This window comes from Nocardioides aurantiacus (genome assembly GCF_003752505.1).
Taxonomy (GTDB): Bacteria; Actinomycetota; Actinomycetes; order Propionibacteriales; family Nocardioidaceae; genus Marmoricola; species Marmoricola aurantiacus.
In genome coordinates, this window is record NZ_RKHO01000001.1 from 2,377,179 (window position 1) to 2,399,286 (window position 22,108).

19 protein-coding genes are annotated in these 22,108 nt (G+C 73.3%); 2 read left to right on the forward strand and 17 right to left on the reverse strand.

The features are described 5' to 3' along the window. Positions 1–2 precede the first annotated feature (2 nt). From pyk to trpC, 8 genes are all read right to left on the reverse strand, one after another. Complete coding sequence (pyk, locus tag EDD33_RS11355) at positions 3–1,445, reverse strand: pyruvate kinase (protein ID WP_123390931.1); 1,443 nt, start codon at positions 1,443–1,445, stop codon at positions 3–5. A gap of 104 nt (positions 1,446–1,549) precedes the next feature. Next, positions 1,550–3,016, reverse strand: coding sequence for a glutamate synthase subunit beta (locus EDD33_RS11360; protein WP_123390932.1), 1,467 nt, complete (start codon positions 3,014–3,016; stop codon positions 1,550–1,552). Beyond that, a complete protein-coding gene (gltB, locus tag EDD33_RS11365; protein ID WP_246003666.1) occupies positions 3,009–7,457 on the reverse strand; it encodes a glutamate synthase large subunit in 4,449 nt (1,482 codons plus the stop codon). Before gltB ends, EDD33_RS11360 begins: the two co-directional genes overlap by 8 nt. A 247-nt stretch (positions 7,458–7,704) precedes the next feature. Beyond that, the gene (gene lgt / locus EDD33_RS11370; RefSeq protein ID WP_123390935.1) at positions 7,705–8,601 is read right to left on the reverse strand and encodes a prolipoprotein diacylglyceryl transferase; all 897 of its coding nucleotides are present in this window, start codon (positions 8,599–8,601) and stop codon (positions 7,705–7,707) included. After that, positions 8,598–9,257, reverse strand: a complete 660-nt coding sequence (locus EDD33_RS11375; protein ID WP_123390937.1) for an SCO family protein — start codon at positions 9,255–9,257, stop codon at positions 8,598–8,600. Before EDD33_RS11375 ends, lgt begins: the two co-directional genes overlap by 4 nt. After that, positions 9,250–10,044 (reverse strand): tryptophan synthase subunit alpha, encoded by a 795-nt coding sequence (gene trpA / locus EDD33_RS11380; protein WP_123390939.1) that lies wholly within the window; start codon positions 10,042–10,044, stop codon positions 9,250–9,252. The genes EDD33_RS11375 and trpA overlap by 8 nt, the downstream gene beginning before the upstream one ends. Beyond that, the gene (gene trpB / locus EDD33_RS11385; RefSeq protein ID WP_123390941.1) at positions 10,041–11,321 is read right to left on the reverse strand and encodes a tryptophan synthase subunit beta; all 1,281 of its coding nucleotides are present in this window, start codon (positions 11,319–11,321) and stop codon (positions 10,041–10,043) included. The genes trpA and trpB overlap by 4 nt, the downstream gene beginning before the upstream one ends. Continuing rightward, positions 11,318–12,112, reverse strand: coding sequence for an indole-3-glycerol phosphate synthase TrpC (gene trpC / locus EDD33_RS11390; RefSeq protein ID WP_123390943.1), 795 nt, complete (start codon positions 12,110–12,112; stop codon positions 11,318–11,320). Before trpC ends, trpB begins: the two co-directional genes overlap by 4 nt. A 167-nt stretch (positions 12,113–12,279) precedes the next feature. On the opposite strand from trpC, the gene EDD33_RS11395 reads away from it, so the two are divergent. Continuing rightward, complete coding sequence (locus tag EDD33_RS11395; RefSeq protein ID WP_123390944.1) at positions 12,280–12,792, forward strand: DUF4190 domain-containing protein; 513 nt, start codon at positions 12,280–12,282, stop codon at positions 12,790–12,792. Positions 12,793–12,812: 20 nt separating this feature from the next. Here the strand turns inward: EDD33_RS11395 and EDD33_RS11400 are convergent, their stop codons facing one another. From EDD33_RS11400 to EDD33_RS11425, 6 genes are read right to left on the reverse strand one after another with little or no spacing between them, the layout of a single operon-like run. After that, a complete protein-coding gene (locus EDD33_RS11400) occupies positions 12,813–13,247 on the reverse strand; it encodes a DUF2752 domain-containing protein (protein ID WP_123390946.1) in 435 nt (144 codons plus the stop codon). Between the two features lie 35 nt (positions 13,248–13,282). Continuing rightward, positions 13,283–13,519: an HGxxPAAW family protein gene (locus EDD33_RS11405; RefSeq protein ID WP_123390947.1), complete on the reverse strand. Its 237-nt coding sequence runs from the start codon at positions 13,517–13,519 to the stop codon at positions 13,283–13,285. A gap of 37 nt (positions 13,520–13,556) precedes the next feature. Continuing rightward, positions 13,557–14,231 (reverse strand): Trp biosynthesis-associated membrane protein, encoded by a 675-nt coding sequence (locus EDD33_RS11410; RefSeq protein ID WP_170169792.1) that lies wholly within the window; start codon positions 14,229–14,231, stop codon positions 13,557–13,559. Next, positions 14,228–14,623, reverse strand: coding sequence for a phosphoribosyl-AMP cyclohydrolase (gene hisI / locus EDD33_RS11415; protein ID WP_123390950.1), 396 nt, complete (start codon positions 14,621–14,623; stop codon positions 14,228–14,230). Before hisI ends, EDD33_RS11410 begins: the two co-directional genes overlap by 4 nt. A gap of 32 nt (positions 14,624–14,655) precedes the next feature. Beyond that, positions 14,656–16,503, reverse strand: a complete 1,848-nt coding sequence (locus tag EDD33_RS11420; RefSeq protein ID WP_342773615.1) for an ABC transporter ATP-binding protein — start codon at positions 16,501–16,503, stop codon at positions 14,656–14,658. Beyond that, positions 16,500–18,380, reverse strand: coding sequence for an ABC transporter ATP-binding protein (locus EDD33_RS11425; RefSeq protein ID WP_342773616.1), 1,881 nt, complete (start codon positions 18,378–18,380; stop codon positions 16,500–16,502). The genes EDD33_RS11420 and EDD33_RS11425 overlap by 4 nt, the downstream gene beginning before the upstream one ends. 95 nt (positions 18,381–18,475) lie before the next feature. Between EDD33_RS11425 and EDD33_RS11430 the strand changes: the two genes are divergently transcribed. After that, a complete protein-coding gene (locus EDD33_RS11430) occupies positions 18,476–19,126 on the forward strand; it encodes a TIGR03085 family metal-binding protein (protein WP_123390954.1) in 651 nt (216 codons plus the stop codon). 30 nt (positions 19,127–19,156) lie between these two features. On the opposite strand, the gene EDD33_RS11435 is transcribed toward EDD33_RS11430, so the two are convergent. The 3 genes from EDD33_RS11435 to EDD33_RS11445 all read right to left on the reverse strand — a co-directional run bounded on the left by EDD33_RS11435 (position 19,157) and on the right by EDD33_RS11445 (position 22,094). After that, positions 19,157–20,047 (reverse strand): VldE C-terminal domain-containing protein, encoded by an 891-nt coding sequence (locus tag EDD33_RS11435; RefSeq protein WP_148077058.1) that lies wholly within the window; start codon positions 20,045–20,047, stop codon positions 19,157–19,159. A 132-nt stretch (positions 20,048–20,179) separates the two neighbouring features. Continuing rightward, on the reverse strand, positions 20,180–21,310 hold the full coding sequence (gene dusB, locus EDD33_RS11440) for a tRNA dihydrouridine synthase DusB (RefSeq protein WP_170169912.1): 1,131 nt from the start codon (positions 21,308–21,310) through the stop codon (positions 20,180–20,182). Positions 21,311–21,413: 103 nt separating this feature from the next. Further along, a complete protein-coding gene (locus tag EDD33_RS11445) occupies positions 21,414–22,094 on the reverse strand; it encodes a hypothetical protein (protein WP_123390958.1) in 681 nt (226 codons plus the stop codon). Positions 22,095–22,108 lie beyond the last annotated feature (14 nt).

Below are 22,108 nucleotides of genomic sequence, written 5' to 3' on the forward strand. Positions count from 1 at the left end.
GCTCAGCGGCGGTACGCCGGCGCGACCTCGTTGATGGCGTCGCCCATCCGGTGGATGCGCAGCGCGTTGGTCGAGCCGGGGATGCCGGGCGGGCTGCCCGCGATGATGACGACGAGGTCACCCTCGGCGACGCGGCCGATCTTCAGCAGCTGCTCGTCGACCTGGCGCACCATCTCGTCGGTGTGCTCCACGGCGTCGGTCTTGAACGTCTCCACGCCCCACGTCATCGACAGCTGCGAGCGCACCCGCGCCTCGGGGGTGAAGGCGAGCACGGGGATGGCACCGCGGTAGCGGGCGAGCCGGCGCGCGGAGTCACCGCTCTGCGTGAAGGCGACGAGGTACGCCGCCCCGATCCGCTCGGCGACCTCGGCGGCGGCCTTGGCGATCACGCCGCCGCGGGTGCGGGGCTGCCAGTCGATGGCGGCCATGTGGTGCAGCTCGTGGTTCTCGGTGGAGCTGATGATCCGGGCCATCGTCTCGACCGTCTCGATGGGGTACTCCCCCACGCTCGTCTCGCCCGACAGCATCACCGCGTCGGCCCCGTCGAGGACGGCGTTGGCGACGTCGGAGGCCTCCGCGCGGGTCGGTGCGGGGTTGTTGATCATCGACTCGAGCATCTGGGTGGCCACGATCACGGGCTTGGCGTTGCGGCGGGCCTTCTCGACCACGCGCTTCTGCAGGAACGGCACGTCCTCGAGCGGGCACTCCACCCCGAGGTCGCCGCGCGCGACCATGAAGCCGTCGAAGGCCTTGACCACCTCGTCGAGGTTGTCGATCGCCTGGGGCTTCTCGATCTTGGCGATGACGGGGAGCATCACGCCCTCCTCGCGCATGATCGCGCGGACGTCCTCGGCGTCCTGGGCGTTGCGGACGAAGGACAGCGCGATGAAGTCGACGGTGAGGTGCAGCGCCCACCGGAGGTCGGCGATGTCCTTCTCCGACATCGCCGGGACGCTCACCGGCACGCCGGGCAGGTTGATGCCCTTGTGATTGCTCACCCGCCCCGCGGTGACGACCTCGGTGTGGACGTCCTGGCCCTCCACGGAGGTGACCCGCAGGCGGACCTTGCCGTCGTCGATGAGGACCTGGTCGCCGGGGCCCACGTCGCCGGGCAGACCGGCGTACGTCGTGCCGGCCACCTGGCCGTCGCCCGGGACCTCGCGGGTGGTGATCGTGAAGGCCTGGCCCTTGGTCAGCTGTGCGGACCCGGCCGCGAACTTGGCCAGCCGGATCTTGGGGCCCTGCAGGTCGACGAAGACGCCGACACCATGGCCGGACTCGTCGGCGGCCCGCCGGACGTTGCGGTAGACCTCCTCGTGGTCCTCGTAGGACCCGTGGGAGAGGTTCATGCGGGCGACGTCCATGCCCGCGGCGACCAGCTCCCGGATCTTCTCCAGGCTCTGGGTCGCAGGGCCGAGGGTGCACACGATCTTTGCTCTCCGCACGCACCGACCCTAGCGGGCCGCACTTGAACGTTCCAAGGCCGACGTACGACGCAGGGGCCCGACCGGACCTGACGGGGCCGGTCGGCCCCGTCAGGCTCGCGTCGTCACGCGGTGAGCGGCCGCTCCGTCGGGGGGATCGGCGCCGGCAGGTTGGTCGACCCGGCGAGGTAGGCGTCGACCGCGGCCGCGGCCGCACGCCCCTCGGCGATGGCCCACACGATCAGCGACTGGCCGCGGCCGACGTCACCGGCCACGAAGACACCCTCGACCGAGGAGAGGTAGCCGTTGTCGCGGGCCACGTTGCCGCGGCCGTCGAGCTCGACGCCGAGCTGCTCGACCAGGCCCGGCTTCTCGGGGCCGGTGAAGCCCATCGCGAAGAGCACCAGGTCGGCCGGGATCTCGCGCTCGCTGCCCTCGACCTCCTCGAACTCCCCGTCGACGAAGTGGACCTCGACCAGGCGCAGGGCGCGGACGTGGCCCGCGTCGTCGCCGAGGAACTCCTGGGTGGAGACCGAGTAGACGCGGTCGCCGGCCTCCTCGTGGGCCGAGGAGACCCGGAAGGTCATCGGGTACGTCGGCCACGGCTGGTTGGCCGGACGGGACTCACCGGGCTGGTCCATGATCTCCAGCTGGGTGATCGACGCGGCTCCGTGACGCGTCGAGGTGCCGAGGCAGTCCGCGCCGGTGTCGCCGCCGCCGATGATCACGACGTGCTTGCCGCCGGCGTGGATCTGGCCCTCGACCTCCTCGCCGAGCGCGGTGCGGTTGGACTGCGGCAGGAACTCCATCGCCTGGTGGATGCCGGCGAGGTCGCGACCGGGGAGGTCGAGGTCGCGGGGCTCGGTGGCGCCCATGGCGAGCACCACCGCGTCGTACCGCTCGCGCAGCTGCTGGCCGGTGAGGTTCTCACCGACGGCGACGCCCGCCCGGAAGACGGTGCCCTCGCGGCGCATCTGGTCCAGACGGCGGTCGAGGACCTTCTTCTCCATCTTGAACTCGGGGATGCCGTAGCGCAGCAGGCCGCCGATCTTGTCGGCCCGCTCGTAGACCGCGACCGTGTGGCCGGCACGGGTGAGCTGCTGGGCGGCGGCGAGACCTGCCGGCCCGGAGCCCACGACGGCCACGGTGCGCCCGGTCAGCCACTCCGGGGGCTGCGGCCGGACGGCGCCGGACTCCCAGGCGCGGTCGGCGATGGCGACCTCGACGTTCTTGATGGTCACGGGGTCCTGGTTGATGCCGAGCACGCACGCGGTCTCGCACGGGGCAGGACACAGCCGACCGGTGAACTCCGGGAAGTTGTTGGTCGCGTGCAGCCGCTCGATGGCGGCGTCCCAGTCGTCGCGCCAGACCAGGTCGTTCCACTCCGGGATCAGGTTGCCCAGCGGGCAGCCCTGGTGGCAGAACGGGATGCCGCAGTCCATGCAGCGCCCGGCCTGGGTGCTGATGATCGGCAGCAGCGCGCGTCCGGGTCCACCGGGGTAGACCTCGTTCCAGTCCTTGGTGCGCTCCTCGACGGGGCGCCGGTCCGCGACCTGGCGCCCGTCCTTGAGGAACCCCTTGGGGTCAGCCATGGAGGGCCTCCATCATCTTGTTCGCGATCTCGCGGTCGTCCAGCCCGTCGGCCTCGGCCTTGGCCTTGGCCTCCATCACCACGCGGTAGTCGCGCGGGATCACCTCGGTGAAGCGGGTCAGCGACTGCTCCCAGTCGTCCAGCAGGTCCTGCGCCACCTGGGAGCCGGTCTCGTCGGCGTGGGCACGCACCAGCGCCTCGAGCTCGAGCGCGGCGTCCTCGGTGACCGGGCCGAGCTCGACGAGCTCCTGGTTGACCCGGAAGTCCTTGAGGTCGAGCACCCAGGCCACGCCGCCGCTCATGCCGGCGGCGAAGTTGCGACCGGTCTTGCCGAGGACCACGACGCGGCCCCCGGTCATGTACTCGCAGCCGTGGTCGCCCACGCCCTCGGTCACCAGGTGGGCGCCGGAGTTGCGCACGGCGCAGCGCTCGCCGACGCCACCGCGGATGAAGATCTCCCCCGACGTGGCGCCGTAGGCGATCGTGTTGCCCGCGATGATGTGCTTGCTCGGGTCGAAGGCGACCTCACGGTCCGGGCGTACGACGATCCGGCCGCCCGAGAGCCCCTTGCCGACGTAGTCGTTGGCGTCGCCCTCCAGGCGCAGCGTGATCCCCCGCGGGACGAACGCACCGAAGGACTGGCCGGCCGAGCCGAGCAGCGTGATGTCGATGGTGCCGTGGGGCAGCCCCTCGCCGCGGTAGCGCTTGGTCACCTCGTGGCCGAGCATCGCGCCGACCGTGCGGTTGACGTTGCGCACCGCGACCTGGGCCCGGACCGGCTCGCCGCGCTCGAGGGCGTCGGCGCTGAGCCGGATCAGCTCGTTGTCGAGCGCCTTCTCCAGGCCGTGGTCCTGCGGGCGGACGTGGTGGCGCGCCTCGTCCTCGTGCAGCTCGGGCACGTGGAAGATCGGCGCGATGTCGAGACCGGCCGCCTTCCAGTGGTTGACCGCCTCGGTGGAGTCGAGCACGTCGGCGCGGCCGATGGCCTCGTCGAGCGTGCGGAACCCGAGCTCGGCGAGCAGCTCGCGCACCTCCTCGGCGATGTAGGTGAAGAAGTTGACGACGTACTCCGCCTTGCCGGTGTAGCGCTCGCGCAGCACGGGGTTCTGCGTCGCCACGCCCACCGGGCAGGTGTCGAGGTGGCAGACCCGCATCATCACGCAGCCGGAGACCACGAGCGGCGCGGTGGCGAAGCCGTACTCCTCGGCACCCAGCAGCGCCGCCACGACGACGTCGCGGCCGGTCTTGAGCTGGCCGTCGGTCTGCACCACGATCCGGTCGCGCAGCCCGTTGAGCAGCAGCGTCTGCTGGGTCTCGGCCAGGCCGAGCTCCCAGGGACCGCCCGCGTGCTTGAGCGAGGTGAGCGGCGAGGCGCCGGTGCCGCCGTCGTGCCCGGAGATGAGCACCACGTCGGCGTGCGCCTTGGACACGCCCGCCGCGACCGTGCCGACCCCGACCTCGGCGACGAGCTTGACGTGCACGCGCGCCGAGGGGTTGGAGTTCTTCAGGTCGTGGATCAGCTGGGCGAGGTCCTCGATGGAGTAGATGTCGTGGTGCGGCGGCGGCGAGATCAGACCCACGCCGGGCGTGCTGTAGCGGGTCTTGGCCACCCAGGGGTAGACCTTGTGGCCGGGCAGCTGGCCGCCCTCGCCCGGCTTGGCGCCCTGCGCCATCTTGATCTGGATGTCGTCGGCGTTGGTGAGGTACTCCGAGGTGACGCCGAACCGGCCCGAGGCGACCTGCTTGATCGAGGAGCGCCGCTCGGGGTCGTGCAGCCGCTCGGCGTCCTCGCCGCCCTCGCCGGTGTTGGACTTGCCGCCCAGCCGGTTCATCGCGATCGCCAGCGTCTCGTGGGCCTCCTGCGAGATCGACCCGTAGGACATGGCGCCGGTCGAGAAGCGCTTCACGATCGCCTCGACGGGCTCGACCTCGGAGATGTCGATCGGCTGCCGTCCGGTGGCGTCGCCGTCCTTGAAGCGGAACAGCCCGCGCAGGGTCAGCAGCCGCTCGGACTGCTCGTTGACCCGGGAGGTGTACTGCTTGAACACGTCGTACTTGCCGGCCCGGGTGGAGTGCTGCAGCCGGAACACCGTCTCGGGGTCGAACAGGTGCAGCTCGCCTTCGCGGCGCCACTGGTACTCGCCGCCGACCTCGAGCTCGCGGTGCGCCGGGGCGATGCCGCCGACCGGGTAGGCCACGCGGTGCCGCTTGGCGACCTCCTCGGCGACCACGTCGAGCCCGATGCCGCCGAGCTTGGAGGTGGTGCCGGTGAAGTAGCGGTCGACCAGCTCCTGGGAGAGACCGAGCGCCTCGAAGATCTGCGCCCCGGTGTACGACGCGACGGTGGAGACGCCCATCTTGGACATCACCTTCAGCACGCCCTTGCCCAGGCTCTTGACCAGGTTGGCCACGGCCTTCTCGGGCTCGACCTTGACGTAGAACCCGTCGCGGGCGAGGTCCTCCACGGTCTCCATGGCGAGGTAGGGGTTGACCGCGGCCGCGCCGTAGCCGATGAGCAGCGCGACGTGGTGGACCTCGCGCACGTCGCCGGCCTCGACGACCAGGCCGACCTGGGTGCGGGTCTTCTCGCGCACCAGGTGGTGGTGCACCGCGGCGGTCATCAGCAGCGACGGGATCGGCGCCTTGGTGGCGTCGGCGTGGCGGTCGGAGAGCACGATCACCCGGGCGCCCTCGGCGATCGCGGCGCTGACCTCCTCGCAGATCTCCTGGAGCCGCGCGGCGAGCGCCTCTCCCCCGCCCTCGACCTCGTAGAGGCCGCGCGAGACGTGGGCGATGAAGCCGGGCATGTCGCCGTCACGGTTGATGTGGCGGATCTTGACCAGCTCGTCGTTGGTGATCACCGGGAACGGCAGCACCACCTGCCGGCAGGACGCCGGCGTCGGGTCGAGCAGGTTGGCCTCGGGCCCGATGGTGCCGTTGAGGCTGGTGACGAGCTCCTCGCGGATCGCGTCCAGGGGCGGGTTCGTGACCTGGGCGAAGAGCTGCGCGAAGTAGTCGAAGAGCAGCCGCGGCCGGTCGCTGAGCACCGCGACCGGGGTGTCGGTGCCCATCGAGCCGATCGGCTCGGCCGAGGTGTTGGCCATCGGCGTGAGGATGACGCGCAGCTCCTCCTCGGTGTAGCCGAAGATCTGCTGGCGGCGGGTGACCGAGGCGTGGGAGTGGATCACGTGCTCGCGGTCGGGCAGCTGGGGCAGCTTGATCAGCCCGGCGTGCAGCCACTCGTCGTAGGGGTGCTCGGCGGCCAGGGCCTCCTTGACCTCGTCGTCCTCGACGATGCGGTGCTCCTCGGTGTCGACCAGGAACATCCGGCCCGGCTGCAGCCGGCCCTTGCGCACGATCTTGGACTGCGGGATGTCGAGCACGCCGACCTCGCTGGCGAGGACGACCAGGCCGTCGTCGGTGACCCAGTAGCGAGAGGGGCGCAGACCGTTGCGGTCGAGCACGGCGCCGACCTGCGACCCGTCGGTGAACACCACGCAGGCCGGGCCGTCCCAGGGCTCCATCAGGGCGGAGTGGAACTCGTAGAAGGCGCGCTGGGTGGCGCTCATCTCGGTGTGGTTCTCCCAGGCCTCCGGGATCATCATCAGCACCGAGTGCGGCAGGCTGCGGCCCCCGAGGTGCAGCAGCTCGAGCACCTCGTCGAAGGACGCCGAGTCGCTGGCGCCGGGCGTGCAGATCGGGAACAGCCGGCCCAGGTCGCCCGGGATCAGGTCGGACTTCAGCAGCGCCTCGCGGGCCCGCATCCAGTTGCGGTTGCCCATGACGGTGTTGATCTCGCCGTTGTGGGCGATGAACCGGAACGGGTGCGACAGCGGCCAGCTGGGGAAGGTGTTGGTCGAGAACCGGGAGTGCACGACCGCGATCGAGCTCTCCACCCGCTCGTCGACGAGGTCGGGGAAGACGTGGTCGAGCTGGTCGGTGGTGAGCATGCCCTTGTAGGCGATGGTGCGGCTCGACAGCGACGGGAAGTAGACGTCCGTCTCCTTCTCGGCCCGCTTGCGCAGGCAGAAGGCCAGCCGCTCCAGGCCCAGGCCGAGCAGGCGGCCGGTCGAGGCCACGAACAGCTGGCTGAAGGTGGGCATGCAGTCCAGCGCCGTGCGGCCGAGGGAGGCGGGGTCCGTTGGGACCTCGCGCCAGCCGAGGACCTTCAGGCCCTCCTCGACGGCGATCTCCTCGATCCGGGCGCGGGTGGCGGCCACGGCGTCGGCGTCACCGGGCAGGAAGGCGGTGCCCACGGCGTACGCGTGCTTGCCGGGCAGCTCGAAGTCGACGACCTCGCGGAAGAAGCGGTCCGGGACCTGCATCAGGATGCCCGCGCCGTCGCCGGAGTTGACCTCGGCGCCGGCGGCGCCGCGGTGGTCCAGGTTGCGCAGCGCGGTGAGCGCCTGGTGCACGATCTCGTGGCTGGGGACCCCGGTCATGGTGGCCACGAAGGCGACGCCGCAGGCGTCGTGCTCGTGGTTGCCGTCGTAGAGGCCCTGGGGCGGTGGGACTGCCTGCACGGTGCCCTCTCCCGTCGTCGGTCGCGGCACGCGCGCGAGTCCGGCCGGGGGCGTCGAGCTCCGGCGGCTCCGCGTGGGTGCGGCGGTGGTGAGCATGCTGGTGCTGGGACGACATTGGCCCATGCGGTGCGGCGAGCCTACCCCAGGGGCCGGGGCCGGCCCGAGGTCAGGACGGTGCGTGGGACCGGTCGGGCGCCCCGTCGCGGTAGGGGCTGGCCTCGCGGGCGTCCTCGCCGCGGTGGCGGCGCCCCACCACCACCAAGTAGGCCGCCGCGGCGACGAACAGCACGATCGACATCCACACGCCCCAGCGCAGGCCGAGCACGTCGTCGAGCTCGATGGTGTCGATGCGCAGCGTCTCGATCCAGCCGCGCCCGGCCGTGTAGACCATCACGTAGAGCGCGAAGACCCGGCCGCGGCCGAGCCGGTAGCGGCGGTCGAGCGCGACGATGAGCACGACGCCGGCGAGGTTCCACAGCAGCTCGTAGAGGAACGTGGGGTGGAACGTGGTGCCCTCGGCGAAGCTCGCGCCGCTGGGCCAGTTGACCGGGTCGATCTCCAGGCCCCACGGCAGCGTGGTGGGCCGGCCGTAGAGCTCCTGGTTGAAGTAGTTGCCGAGGCGGCCGATGGCCTGGGCCAGCAGCAGCCCTGGCGCCAGCGCGTCGGCGAACGGGCGCACGAGGATGCCCTGGCGGCGGCAGTAGAGCCACGCGCCCAGGAAACCGCCGGAGATCGCGCCCCAGATGCCGAGGCCGCCGTTCCAGATCTCCAGCGCCCCCCACGGGTCGCGACCAGGACCGAAGTAGAGCTCGTGGTCGGTGGCGACGTGGTAGATCCGGGCACCGATCACGCCGGCCGGGACGGCCCAGAGGGCGACGTCGCCGACCTGGCCCTGGCGGCCGCCACGGGCGACCCACCGGCGGTCGCCGAGCCAGATCGCCGCCACGACGCCCGCGATGATGCACAGCGCGTAGGCCCGGATCGGGACCGGCCCGAGGTGCCAGACGCCCTGGGAGGGGCTGGGGATCGACAGCGGGAGCAGCTGGAGCGCCTCCAGGCTCATCCCGCGTCCTCCTGGAGCACCTTCTCCAGGTCGGCGGCCATGTCCGAGGGCGAGGTGGCGCCGGTCCACACGAGGTCGCCGCGGCCGCCCTCGACCGAGATCACGACGGTGGAGTGGTCGACCTCGTAGCCGCCGCTGGGCAGCTTGCGGCCCTTCTCGACGAGGATGTCCATCGGCTTGCCCAGCGCGACGACGTCGGCGAGCGAGCCGGTCACGCCCTCGAAGGAGGGGTCGTAGCGGTCGAGGTAGGTGCGCAGCACCTCCCGCGTGTCCCGGGCGGGGTCGGTGGTCACGAAGACCATCTGCAGCCGCGCCTTGTCCTCCGGTGACAGCTTGGCCACCGCCGAGGCGATGGTGCTCATCACGACCTGGCAGATGTCGGGGCACTTGGTGTAGCCGAAGAACACCAGCGTGCGCTCGTCCTGCGTCGCGAGGTCGAAGGGGCGGCCCTCGGTGTCGGTCAGTCCCGCCACCTCCGGGACGCGGTAGGCGTCCTGCCCCATCCCGATGCCGCGGTAGCCGTCGTCGTCGTTGGTGGTGATGCCGGTGACGGGCGCGCCGGTGTCGCCGGCGCCGCCGCAGCCGCTCAGCAGCAGGGTCAGCGCGGTGGCCGCGCCGGCCAGGGCGAGGGTCCCGCGGTGCCCGCGCCTAGCCACGGCGCACGCCCGCGGCGAGGTCGGCGGTGAGGGTCGCGAGCCGGTCCAGGCCGGTGCGGCGGTCGGGGGCGTCGAGCAGCGCGCGCACGAACGCCGAGCCCACGATCACGCCGTCGGCGTACGACGCGACCTCCGCGGCCTGCGCGCCGTCGGAGACCCCCAGCCCGACGCCCACGGGGAGGTCCGTCACCGACCGGGTGCGGGTGACGAGCGGCTCGGCGAGGTCGGAGCTGGTGGCCCGCGCCCCGGTGACCCCCATGACGGCGGTGGCGTAGACGAAGCCACGGCAGGCGTCGGTGGTGTAGGCGAGGCGGGCCTCGGTCGAGGACGGCGCGACCAGGAAGACCTTGTCCAGGTCGTGGGCGTCGGCGGCCGCGATCCAGGCCTCGCCCGAGTCGGGCGTCAGGTCGGGCGTGATGAGCCCGGCGCCGCCGGCCGAGGCCAGGTCGGCGGCGAACCGCTCCACGCCGTAGCGCTCGACGGGGTTCCAGTAGGTCATCACCACGGTGGGGACGCCGAGGCCCGCGATCTTCTCCACGGTGCGGAACACGTCGGTGGTGCGGGCACCCGCCTCCAGCGCCTGCTGCGCGGCCGCCTGGATCGTGGGCCCGTCCATCACGGGGTCGCTGTAGGGCAGCCCGATCTCGATCACGTCGCAGCCGTGCTCGACCATCACGCCGATGGCCTCGACCGCGCCCTCGACGTCGGGGAAGCCGGCCGGGAGGTAGCCCACCAGGGCCGCGCGGCCCTCGGCGCGCGCGGCGGCGAAGGCCCGCGCCGTGCTCACTTGGCGCCCTCGGCGATCTGCTCCTGGTCCGCCTGCTCCGGCGTGCCCTCGGGCGTGGTCTGGCCGAGGCCGAACCACTCGATGGCGGTGCCCATGTCCTTGTCGCCGCGACCGGAGAGGTTGACCAGCAGCGTGGAGCCCGGGCGCTCGGCGGCCAGCTGCAGCGCGCCCGCGATCGCGTGCGCGGACTCGATGGCCGGGATGATGCCCTCGGTGCGCGAGAGCAGCGCCATCGCGTCCATGGCCTCGGTGTCGGTGACCGGGCGGTACGTCGCCCGGCCGATGTCGGCGAGGTGGGCGTGCTGCGGGCCGACCCCCGGGTAGTCGAGCCCGGCCGAGATGGAGTGCGACTCCACGGTCTGGCCGTCCTCGTCCTGGAGCACGTAGGTGCGCGCGCCGTGCAGCACGCCGACCTGGCCGGCGTGGATGGTCGCGGCGTGGCGCGGGGTGTCGACCCCGTCGCCGCCGGGCTCGAGGCCGAGCAGGTCGACGCCCTCGTCGTCGAGGAACGCGGTGAAGATGCCGATCGCGTTGGAGCCACCGCCCACGCAGGCGAGCACGGCGTCGGGGAGCGCGCCGGTCAGCTCCAGGGTCTGCTCGCGGGCCTCGTCGCCGATGCTGCGGCAGAAGTCGCGCACCATCGCGGGGAAGGGGTGCGGTCCGGCGGCCGTGCCGAAGCAGTACGCCGTGTGCTCGACGCTGGAGACCCAGTCGCGGATGGCCTCGTTGATGGCGTCCTTGAGGGTGCGTGCGCCCGAGGTCACCGGGATCACCTCGGCGCCGAGGAGCTGCATCCGGGCGACGTTGAGCGCCTGGCGCTGGGTGTCGACCTCGCCCATGTAGACGGTGCAGTCCAGCCCGAGGTACGCCGCCGCGGTGGCCGTGGCGACGCCGTGCTGGCCCGCGCCGGTCTCGGCGATGACGCGCGTCTTGCCCATCCGCTTGGTCAGCAGCGCCTGGCCGAGGACGTTGCGGATCTTGTGGGCACCGGTGTGGTTGAGGTCCTCCCGCTTGAGCAGGATCCGGGCGCCGGCGACCTCCGAGAGCTTGGTCGCGTCGTAGAGCCGGCTGGGCACCCCGGCGTACTCGCGGAGCATGCGGTGGAACTCGTCGGTGAAGGTCGCGTCGGACATGGCGTCCTGCCAGGCCGCGGTCAGCTCGTCGAGGGCGGCCATCAGCGCCTCGGGCATGAACCGGCCGCCGAAGTCGCCGAAGCGACCGGCCTCGTCCGGACCGTTCGAGCGCACGGGGGTGGGTGTGGGGACGGTGGTGCTCATCGGGGGCCTCCTGGGGCTGCGGCACGCATGGCCGCGACGGCACTGCGGGGGTCGCCGTCGCGCACGAGCGCCTCGCCGACGAGCACGACGTGTGCTCCCTCGGCGGCGTAGCGGGCGGCGTCGTCGGGGCCGGAGACCCCGGACTCGGCGACGGCGACGACGTCCTCGGGGAGCCGGGTGACCAGCCGCCCGAAGACCTCGGGGTGGACCTCGAGGGTCTTGAGGTTGCGGGCGTTGACGCCCACGAGCGTGGCCTCGACGGCCAGCGCCCGCTCGACCTCGGCCTCGTCGTGCACCTCGGTCAGCACGGTCAGGCCCAGCTCGCGGGCCTGCTGGTGCAGGTCGAGCAGCTGCGGGTCGTCCAGGGCCGCCACGATCAGCAGCACCAGGTCGGCACCGGCAGCCCGGGCCTCGAGCAGCTGGTAGCCGGTGACCACGAAGTCCTTGCGCAGCAGCGGCGTCGGCACCGCGGCGCGCACCTGGCGCAGGTCGTCGAGGCTGCCGCCGAAGCGGCGCTGCTCGGTCAGCACCGAGATCGCGTCGGCACCCCCGGCGGCGTACGCCGCAGCCAGGGCGGCCGGGTCGGGGATGTCGGCCAGCGCGCCCTTGCTGGGCGAGGACCGCTTGACCTCCGCGATCACCGACAGCCCGGGTGCCCGGAAGGCGGGCATCGGGTCCAGGGCCGCGGGCAGCTCGGCGGCGGCGTCGACCAGCACGGACTCCGGGACGGCGCCGCGGCGTACGGCGAGGTCCTCGCGCACGCCTTCGACGATGTCGTCGAGCACGGACATGCGGGGGCCTCTCGGTGCGGAGCGGACGTCGTACGACGCTGGGGGGCGGTTCGCGGGGCCCGACGCCACGCGGCACCGGGGCGCGACACCCATCCGATTACCAAGGTTCTCACACGGCCCATCACATAGGTTGACCCCGTCGTGACCACCCATCGGAAGGCCTCGTCATGAGCAGCGACTACCCCCCGTCCGGGTCGGGGAACAACCCTGACCCGCGACCTGACCCCACGCCCGACACCAGCGGCGGCTACGGCTCCCAGTCCTACGGCGACCAGGGCGGCTCGCAGGGCTACGACCAGTCCGGCGCCGGCCAGCAGGGCTACGGACAGCAGGGCTACGGACAGACCCCGCCTCCCCCGCCGCCCCCCGGTGGCGGCTACGGCGCCCCCGGCGGCTACGCCCAGCCGGCCAAGACCTCGCCCCTGGCGATCATCTCCCTGGTCACCGGCATCGTCGGCCTGCTGTGCTGCAACTACTTCGTGCTGAGCATCGCCGCGATCGCGACCGGCTTCATCGGTCGCAAGCAGATCCGCGAGTCCAACGGCACGCAGAAGGGTGACGGCATGGCCAAGGCCGGCTTCATCCTCGGCATCGTCGGCATCGTGCTCGGCATCATCGTCTGGATCCTGTACGCCGTCGGCGTCAGCGGTGGGTTCGGCCAGATGCCGACCGCTCCCTGACCCAGCGCCACCCACACCCCTCAGGGAGCGAGCCACGCACCCTGGGGGGTGTTGCGCGCCACGGTGAAGACGAGGGTCAGCAGCACCGCCGCCACGACGAGTGAGGTGCGGGCGACCCGCCCCGGGCGCACCCCGGCGCGGGGACGGCCGGTCCACGCGCGACGCGTCCACAGCGCCCAGGCCAGGACCAGGACCGGGGCGACGAGGCCGAAGAAGACGAGGTTGCTGCTCAGCGCGGCGCCAGGGTCGCCGTGGGCGACGTCGTGGACGCCTCGCAGGATGCCGCAGCCCGGGCAGTACAAGCCGGTGGCCGCGAGGTAGGGGCAGGTGCCCCAGCTGCCCTGGGTGTGCGGGTCGCGCACCGCGAGCGCGGCGACGGCCAGACCGACCGCGCCGGCGGTGAGCAGCGGCGCCCGCAGGCGTCGGGCACGACCGGGTGCCTCACCGGGACGCACGTCGGAGGACGGCGGCGCCAGGGGCCCCGTCCGGCTCAGTGCGCCTTCTCCCGACCGCGGTCGACCTGACGCTCGGTGCTGTGGTCGCGGCCGCCGAGGCCGACCTTGGTCATCACCGCGCCGGCGACGAGCGCGACCGGGGCCAGCGCGACGCCGATCCAGAAGACGAGCATGCTCCCGATGACGAGCCCGATGCCGCCGACGGTGAAGGCGAGCAGCCCGATCGTCACGGCCGTCCAGGCCGCCGGGGTGTTGCCGTGGCTGTCGGACATGGAGCTCCTCGGGTCGGTGGGGGACGACCCCGCCATCCTAGGGGGCGCGGCCCTCGTCGCCGACGCCACGTTCGGGGTCGGTGGGGTCGCGTCCCTCGTCGAGGGCCTTCCACAGCTCCTGCTCGGTGGCCGGGCCGCGCTCGCGGGCGGCGGCGGCCGCGTCGGCCGGGGCGTCGTACCGCGCGCCCATCTCGGGCCAGGACGGCACCCGTCGCACCGCGACCAGCGCCGGGACCACGGCGACGACGGCCGCCACGAGGCTGGTCCAGAACCACCCGGTCAGGCCGGCCGCGGCACCGGGACGGCCGAGGGAGGTCGCGAGGTCGTCGCCCGCGGTGCCCGGCAGGGTGAGTCCCCCGGTGACCACCGTGGCCAGCAGCCCGACCGCGGCCAGGGCCGCGAGCACCGCGAAGCCGCGGCGCACCCGGGCCCGCGTGACGAGCAGCACGCCCCAGGCAGCGAGCAGCACGAGGCTGACGGCCGAGGCGAGGGGGTACGTCGTGCCGGCGTCGGCCGCCACCGAGGTGCCCGGGAGCGCTCCCCCGTCGGTCGTGCCGCGGGCGCCGGTGCCCTCCAGGGCCACCCAGGGGCGCGAGCACGCCAGCGCCGCGAGGGCGGCGCTGGCGAGGCCCAGCAGCACCACGGGCCCGAAGCCGCCCCGGGACCTGCGGGACCGCGGCGGCACCGCCGGGTCGGGCGTGGGCGTGCTCACCCCGTCGGGCCGGTCAGCGGCAGCAGCGCGGCGTCGAAGCAGGTGCGGTCGCCGGTGTGGCAGGCCGGTCCGTGCTGGTCGACCTTGACCAGCAGGGTGTCGCCGTCGCAGTCCAGCCGCACCTCGACCACCCGCTGGGTGTGGCCGGATGTCTCGCCCTTGACCCAGTACTCCTGGCGGCTGCGCGACCAGTAGGTCCCGCGGCCGGTGGTGAGCGTGCGGCGCAGCGCCTCGTCGTCCATCCAGCCGAGCATCAGCACCTCGCCGGTGTCGTGCTGCTGCACCACCGCGGGCACCAGGCCCTGGTCGTTGCGGCGCAGCCGGTCGGCCACGGCGGGGTCCAGGGAGGGCGCAGCAGACGGGTCGGTCGGGGTCGGGGACGGAGTGCTCACCGCCCCAGTATCCGCGGACCCGCCCGGGCCGGTCACAGCGACTGCTGCGCGACCCACGACGCGTGCAGCCGGGCGTAGACCGAGGGGGCGCCGTCCTCGGTGCGCTCCCCGACCAGCACGGTGTGGTGGCCGCGCTGCACGACGCGGCCGCGGTCGAAGACGATCACCTCGTCGGCCTGCTCCGCGGTGGAGAGGCGGTGGGCGATGGTGACGCTGGTGCGTCCGCTCATCAGGTGCTCCAGGGCGCGCGCGATCCGCATCTCCAGCGCCGGGTCGACGGCGCTGGTGGCCTCGTCGAGCACCAGCAGGTCGGGGTCGGCGAGGTGCGCGCGCAGCAGCGCGACGAGCTGGCGCTCGCCGGCCGAGAGCGCCTCGCCCCGCTGGCCGACGCGGGTGTCGAGCCCGTGGGGCAGCCCGTCGAGCCAGTCGCCCAGCCCGAGCTCGGTCGCCGCCGCACGCACCTGCTCGCGGGTGGCGTCGAGGTCGCCGTAGCGCGCGTTGTCGAGCAGCGTGGAGTCGAAGAGGAACCCCTCCTGCGGCACCAGCACGACCCGGCGGCGCAGCGAGGCGAACTCGACCTCGCGCACGTCGATGCCGTCGAGCAGCACCCGCCCCGAGGTGGGGTCCATCAGCCGGGTGAGCAGCTTGGCGAAGGTGGTCTTTCCCGAGCCGGTCTCCCCCACGACCGCCACCCGGCTGCCGGAGGCGAGGTGCTCGTCGACGTCGCGCAGCACGAGCGGCCCGCTCGGGTAGCCGAACGAGACGTCCTCGAACGCGACGTCCATCGCCCCGCGCGGCAGCGAGCTGCCGCGCGGACCGGGGTCGTCGAGGTCGGCGGGGGTGTCGAGGATGCCGATCACGCGGCGCCAGCCCGCGATGGCGTTCTGGGCGTCGGTGAGCACCTGGGTGCCCATCTGGACCGGGCCGACGAACAGGGTCACCAGGAAGGCGAACGCGAGGACCTGGCCCGAGGTGATGTCACCGGCCAGGCCGAGCAGGATGCCGACGACGAGCACCCCCGCGTTGGCCAGGCCCGCGGACAGCCCGCCGAGCGAGAACGAGACGGCGGTGAGCCCCTGCGCCCGGGTGGCCGCGACCTGGTTGACCCGGATGGCGTCGTCGATGCGGTCCTGGGTGCGGCCCTCGATGGCGTAGCTGCGGACGGTGACGGCGCCGACGACGGGCTCGGAGATGACCGAGAGCATCGTGCCGACCGAGCGGCGGACCACGCCGTACGCCGCGGAGAGCCGCTTCTGGAAGTAGCGCAGCGAGATGAACAGCGGGGCGAACGCCACCCACACGAGCAGCGTGAGCTCCCAGGAGTAGACGAGCATCACGACGGTGGCGAGCAGCACCTGGCCGACGCTGATGATGCCGAAGATGCCGCCGAAGACGACGAACTGCGAGACCTGGTCGACGTCGCTGGTGACGCGGGAGACCAGGGCACCGCGGCGCTCGGTGTTCTGGGTCAGCAGCGGCAGGTCGTGGACGTGGCGGAACGCCTTGACCCGCAGCGTGGCCAGGCCACGCTCGGCGGCGGTGAACAGCCGGGCCGTCATGAGGTAGGACGACAGCCCGGTGACGACGATGGCGGTCGCGGCGAGCGCCGCCATCAGCGAGACGAAGCCGAAGTCGATGCCGCCGGGGGCGTTGATGCCCCGGTCGAGGGTCTGCTGCACCGAGATCGGGACCACGACGCGCCCGGCGGTGCCGAGCAGGGCCAGCAGCAGGGTGACGCGGAACCCCTGGGCCAGCTCCGGGGAGTGCCGCAGGCCGCTGCGGATGGTCGCCCAGGCCCCGATGTCCTCGCCACTGTCCATCGTGGTGCCGGCCGAGGTCAGCTCCTCGGGAGCGGTCGGCTCGTCGGTCGTCGTGCTCACCGCGACACCTCCTCGGCGTGCTCGGCGCCCGGGCTCCCGGGCGCGCCGGGGACCTCGGTCTCGTAGGCGTTGACCAGGTGGGCGTACGCCGGGTTGCGGGTCAGCAGCTCGGCGTGGGTGCCCCGGTCGGTGATCCGGCCGCCCTCGAGGAACAGCACCTCGTCGGCCAGGGAGATGGTGGCCTTGCGGTAGGCCACGACCAGCATCGTGGTGCCGCCGCCGCGCTGGCGGATCGCGGCCAGGATGCGGGCCTCGACCTCCGGGTCGACCGCGGAGGTGGCGTCGTCGAGGACGAGCAGGCGCGGGCGCCGCAGCAGGGCGCGGGCCAGCGAGAGCCGCTGGCGCTGCCCACCCGACAGCGAGGTGCCGCGCTCCCCCAGCCGGCTGTCGAGGCCGTGGGGCAGGGCGGCGACGAAGCCGTCGGCCTGGGCGGTGCGCAGCGCCGCCCAGACCTCCTCGTCGGGCACCTCGGTGCCGAGCGTGACGTTGCCGCGCACGGTGTCGTCGAAGAGGAAGGCGCTCTGCGGGACCAGCGCGACGTGCTCGGCCAGCTCGCCGGGGGCCAGGTCGCGCAGGTCGGCGCCGTCGAGCCGCAGCGTGCCGGCGACCGGGTCGACCAGGCGGGTGACCAGCGAGGTCAGCGTGGTCTTGCCGGACGCGGTGGCGCCCACGACCGCGACGGTGCGCCCGGGGGCCAGGTCGAAGCTCAGCTGCTCGAGCAGCCGCTGCTGCGGGTCGTGGCGGTAGTCCAGGGCGTCGACCTCGAGGCGGGCGCCGGACGCCGACGGCTCCAGCCGCGTCGTGCCGTAGGAGGTCTCGCTCACGACGTCGAGCACCCGGTGGACGCGGTCGTAGCCCACGACCGACCGGGGGAACTCCCCCAGCAGCCAGCCGATCGAGCGGATCGGGAAGGCCACGATGGTGAGCAGGTAGGCGACCGTCACGACGTCGCCCGCCCCGGCGTCGCCGGAGCCGACACGGGCAGCGCCGACGCCGAGCACCGCGAGCACGCCGAGGTTGGGCAGGCCCTCCAGGAACGGGTCGAAGGCGGCGCGGATGCGCCCGGCCCGGATGCCCTCCTCGCGCAGCACCGAGGCCTTGGCCGCGAACCGCGCGGTCTCCTGCTCCTCGCGGCCCAGGGTCTTCACGACCATGCCGCCGTCGAACGACTCGTGGGCCACCTCGCTCAGCTCGGCCCGCAGCGCCTGGATGCGCGTGAAGATCGGCGACGAGCGCCGCTGGAACGCGACGTTGGCCAGCATCACCAGGGGGAACACCAGCAGGCCCACCACGGCCATCACCAGGTCGGTCAGCAGCATCTGGGCGACCGCGATCACCATCATCGCCAGCGTGCCGACCGCCATCGGCAGCGGCGCGATCGGCGCCCATGCCGCCTCGACGTCGGAGTTGGCGTTGGACAGCAGCTCGCCGGTCGGGTGCTTGCCGTGCCACGACATCGGCAGCGTGAGGTACTGCCGGGTCACCTCGCGCCGGTAGGCCGCCTGCATGCGGTACTGCATGATGCCGGCCCCGAGCCGCCGGGCGACGATGCCGACCGCCCGCAGGATGGCCACCCCGACGAACAGCGCGACGATGGCGACCAGGCCCCGGGTGGTGGTGGTCCCGGTGTCGAACGCCGGGAGGAGGACGTGGTCCGTGGCCCACCCCAGCACCCAGGCGTCGGCCACGGTGAGCGCTCCGAAGAGCACGCTCCCGAGCGTGGAGAGGGTGAAGACCCAGGGCTCGCGCCGGATGGCGACACCGAGGACACGGAAGCCCGACCCCAGGCTGGAGCCCGCCCGTCGGGGGCGGGACGCCGGGGCGGGTCCGGCGGCGGAGGCCGCGTCGGGGACGGCGGCAGGTGAGGGACTCGACACAAGGTCTCCAACCCTAGGCAGGCCCCCCGACATTCCGCACATCGCCGACCGGCATCCACTCCCCGCGCGACGGGCGCCGCCCTAGGATCCCTGGCATGGAACCCCTGTCCCGTTCCGAACGGGCCGCGCTGTGCAACTCCGCCCTCGAGGCAGGTGAGTCCGCCCCCACGCTGTGCGGCGGGTGGGACGTGAAGGACCTCGTCGTGCACCTGCTGGTGCGCGAGCGTCACCCGGTCGGTGCCGCGGGGATCGTCGTGCCGCCGCTCGCGGGGCTGACCGCACGCACCTCGCGACGCCTCGCCCGGCAGGACTTCACCGCCCTCGTCGAGCGGGTGCGCGGGGGGCCGCCGCTGTGGTCGCCGACGGCGGTGCCGGCCCTGGACCGCGCCGCCAACAGCCTGGAGTTCCTGGTCCACCACGAGGACGTCCGCCGGGCGCAGCCCGGCTGGGAGCCGCGCGAGCTGGCCGAGGCCGAGCAGCGGGCGGTGTGGAGGTCGCTGGCGGTGGCGGGCAAGGGCCTGGTCCGCGCCGCGGGCGTGCCCGTCGAGCTGCGCTGGCCCGGCGCCGGCCACGACGGTGAGGACCGCACCGCGACGCTGCGCGCCGGTCAGGACCCGGTGGTGGTCACCGGGGAACCCGTCGAGCTCGCGCTGCTGCTCTTCGGTCGCGACCAGCACCGCGGGCTGCGGTTCGCCGGCCCGCCGGACGGCGTGCGCCGCCTGCGCGGCAGCGACCTGGGGTTCTAGCACCCCGGTCGCCGCCGGACGCGGCGTCGGTCAGTTGACCTTGATGTGCACGTGGTCGAAGTGGTTGGCCGTGGCCGAGCCCCGGTCCTCCATCGACCGGAAGCCCTCGCTGGAGCGCTCGATCGTCCAGATGGTCTGCGACCAGATGATGTCGAACAGGTCGAACGCCGCGCGGTTGGCGTACAGGTAGTCCTTGACGCGCTCGCCGAGCGAGCCGCTGGCCATGAAGTCGATGGCCTGGCCGTTGACGTGCTCGCCGTGGCCGTCCTGGCCGCCGTAGGCCGAGAGCTCGGGGAAGGCGTTGCACACGGCGCGGTAGACCTTGACGGCCGCGGGCTGCAGCCCGGCCTCGAGGTCCGACCCGTCGGGGCAGGGGGCGCCGCTGACGCCGGACGCCGCGGCGGTGCCGCTCGAACCGGAGGCGGCGGAGTCGCCGGACGCTGCCGGCGCCGGGGCCTTCTCGACGACCTTCTTCTTGCTGAGGTACGACGCGGTCACCCAGCGGGCCTGCTCGTCGAAGACGACCTCGGCGTAGCCGCGCTTGCGCTCACCGGTGACGCCGATGCGACGGTCCTCGGGGAACGTGGCGACCGAGCGGCTGCCCTCGGTGGGCTTGACGCGGATCTTGAGCGGGGCGGTGCTCCACAGGGTGCGGGCGACCTCCGGCGGCCGCTGGTCGACCAGCGGCACGCGCTCCTGCGAGCGGGAGGTGCCGAGGGTGCGCTCCTCGGTCGGCTGCTCGGCGACCCGCTGCTGCTGGGGCGCGCTGATGGCGGCGCCCGCGGGGGCGGTGGCACGGTCGGGGTCGCCGGCGGCGACGCCGGTCGCGACCACGGCGACGGTGACGAGCGGGGCGGTCACGAGCACCAGGGTGCGTCCGCGGAACGTGGTGGGCACCAGGCTGTGTCGGCCTCGGGGCACGGTGGATCCTCACGTGGGGGGCAGGGCGAGCATCGATGACACCACGGGTGCTGCGCCCGAGGCCAATCGAGGTCCCCAGGCCGCGGCGTGAGCCTCGCCACGTCGGAGGGCCCTCGGAGCCGCCCGTGGTGGTCAGCCCCCGGTGGTCTCACCGGCGTCCTCGCGGACCACGCACAAGGTGCCGTCGGTGTCTTCGAGCCAGCCCTCGGGCAGCGCCACACCCTTGCGCGGGGACCCCTGTCGCCCTCGCGGCGTGCCCAGCTCGAGCACCGGGAACGGCGCCGCCGGGTCGAGCTGCGCGAGCAGCGCGTCGAGCTCGTCCAGGCCGCTGACCAGGGCCAACGCACGACGGAGGTCACCGCCGACGGGGAAGCCCTTGAGGTACCACGCGACGTGCTTGCGGAACTCCTTGCAGCCCCACTCCTCGCTCTGCTGCTGCCCGGCGAGCAGCTCGGCATGGCGACGCATCATCACCGCCACCTCGCCCAGCGTCGGCAACGTCGTCGTGCTGCGGCCCGCGAACGCGTCGGCGAGGTCGCGGAACAGCCACGGCCGTCCCAGGCAGCCGCGGCCGACCACGACGCCGGCGGCCCCGGTCTGCTCGACCATCCGCAGCGCGTCGGAGGCCTCCCAGACGTCGCCGTTGCCGAGCACCGGGATGTCGACGTGCTGCACCAGGTCGCCGATGGCGTCCCAGTCGGCGGTGCCGGAGTAGCCCTGCACCGCGGTGCGGCCGTGGAGCGCGATGGCGGCGACCCCCGCCTCCTGGGCGATCCGGCCGGCGTCGCGGTAGGTCAGGTGGTCCTCGTCGATGCCCTTGCGGGTCTTCATCGTGACCGGGACGCCGTGACGCTCGCCGGCCGTCACGGCGGCCTCGAGGATCTCGGCGAGGAGCCGGCGCTTCCACGGCAGCGCGGCACCGCCGCCCTTGCGGGTCACCTTGGGCACCGGGCACCCGAAGTTGAGGTCGACGTGGGCGACGCCGTGCTCGCTGATGAGGATCTCGGTCGCCTTGCCGACGTAGGCCGGGTCGGTGCCGTAGAGCTGCACCGACCGCACCTCCTCGGCCTCGTCGAAGACGAGCATCCGGGTCGTGGTCTCGTCGCCCTCGACCAGCCCGCGGCTGGTGATCATCTCGCAGACGTAGAGACCAGCGCCCTGCTCGCCGCAGAGCCGGCGGAAGGCCGCGTTGGTGACGCCGGCCATCGGGGCGAGCACCACCGGGGTCGCCACCTCGAGGGAGCCGAGCCGTAGCGGCGGCAGCACCGGGGCGGCAGCGGTCGCGGGGGCGTCCTCGGGGGCGTACGTCGTCACGCGGACCAGTGTGCGGCCCCGGACCGGAGCCGCTCAAATCGGCCGACCGAGGTCAGCGGCGGGCCTTCTTCCTCGCAGCGGGGAGGACCTTGCCGTCCCAGGTGATGGGCTCGAAGGTCTGCAGCGGCCGGAAGCTGACGGCCGTCAGCTCGCCGCGGTCGGGCACGAGGTAGACCAGGCAGCCGCTCGTGCTCGCCCCCTCGCCGAACTTCGCGGGCAGCGGGGTGGACGGGCAGCGGTCGAACTCGCTGGTGAACGACGAGGGCTGGATCAGGCTGTCGGCGCCGTCGACCGCGAAGAGCGGGACGGCCGCGCCGCCCAGGTCACCGGAGCCGACGTTCTCGACACGCACCGTGACGTAGTAGGGCGTCGTCCTCCTGGTGGTCGCGTCGAGCTGGAAGGCCGACAGGTCGCCGATCCGGCCGGTCTGCACCTTCTGCACGGTCAGCTCGAGGACCGAGGACTTGGAGGTGTTGGGCTCGTAGGCCACCGTCGCGGTCTCGCCGAACGCGAGCTCGGTGCCGGCCTTGGTGGGGGTGACGCCCTCGGGGATCTCGACGTCGCCGGTGGGCAGGTCGGTCGAGGGGGTGGCGGACGCCCGGGACGGCTCGTCACCGGCCGACGACCCGCCGCCGCACCCGGCGGCGACCAGGGCGAGCGCGAGGAGCGGCAGGACCAGTCGGGCGGCCGGTCGAGGGGTCCGTCGGGAGGTCGGTCGGGCGGGCGTGGGCACGCGGTCATTGTGCC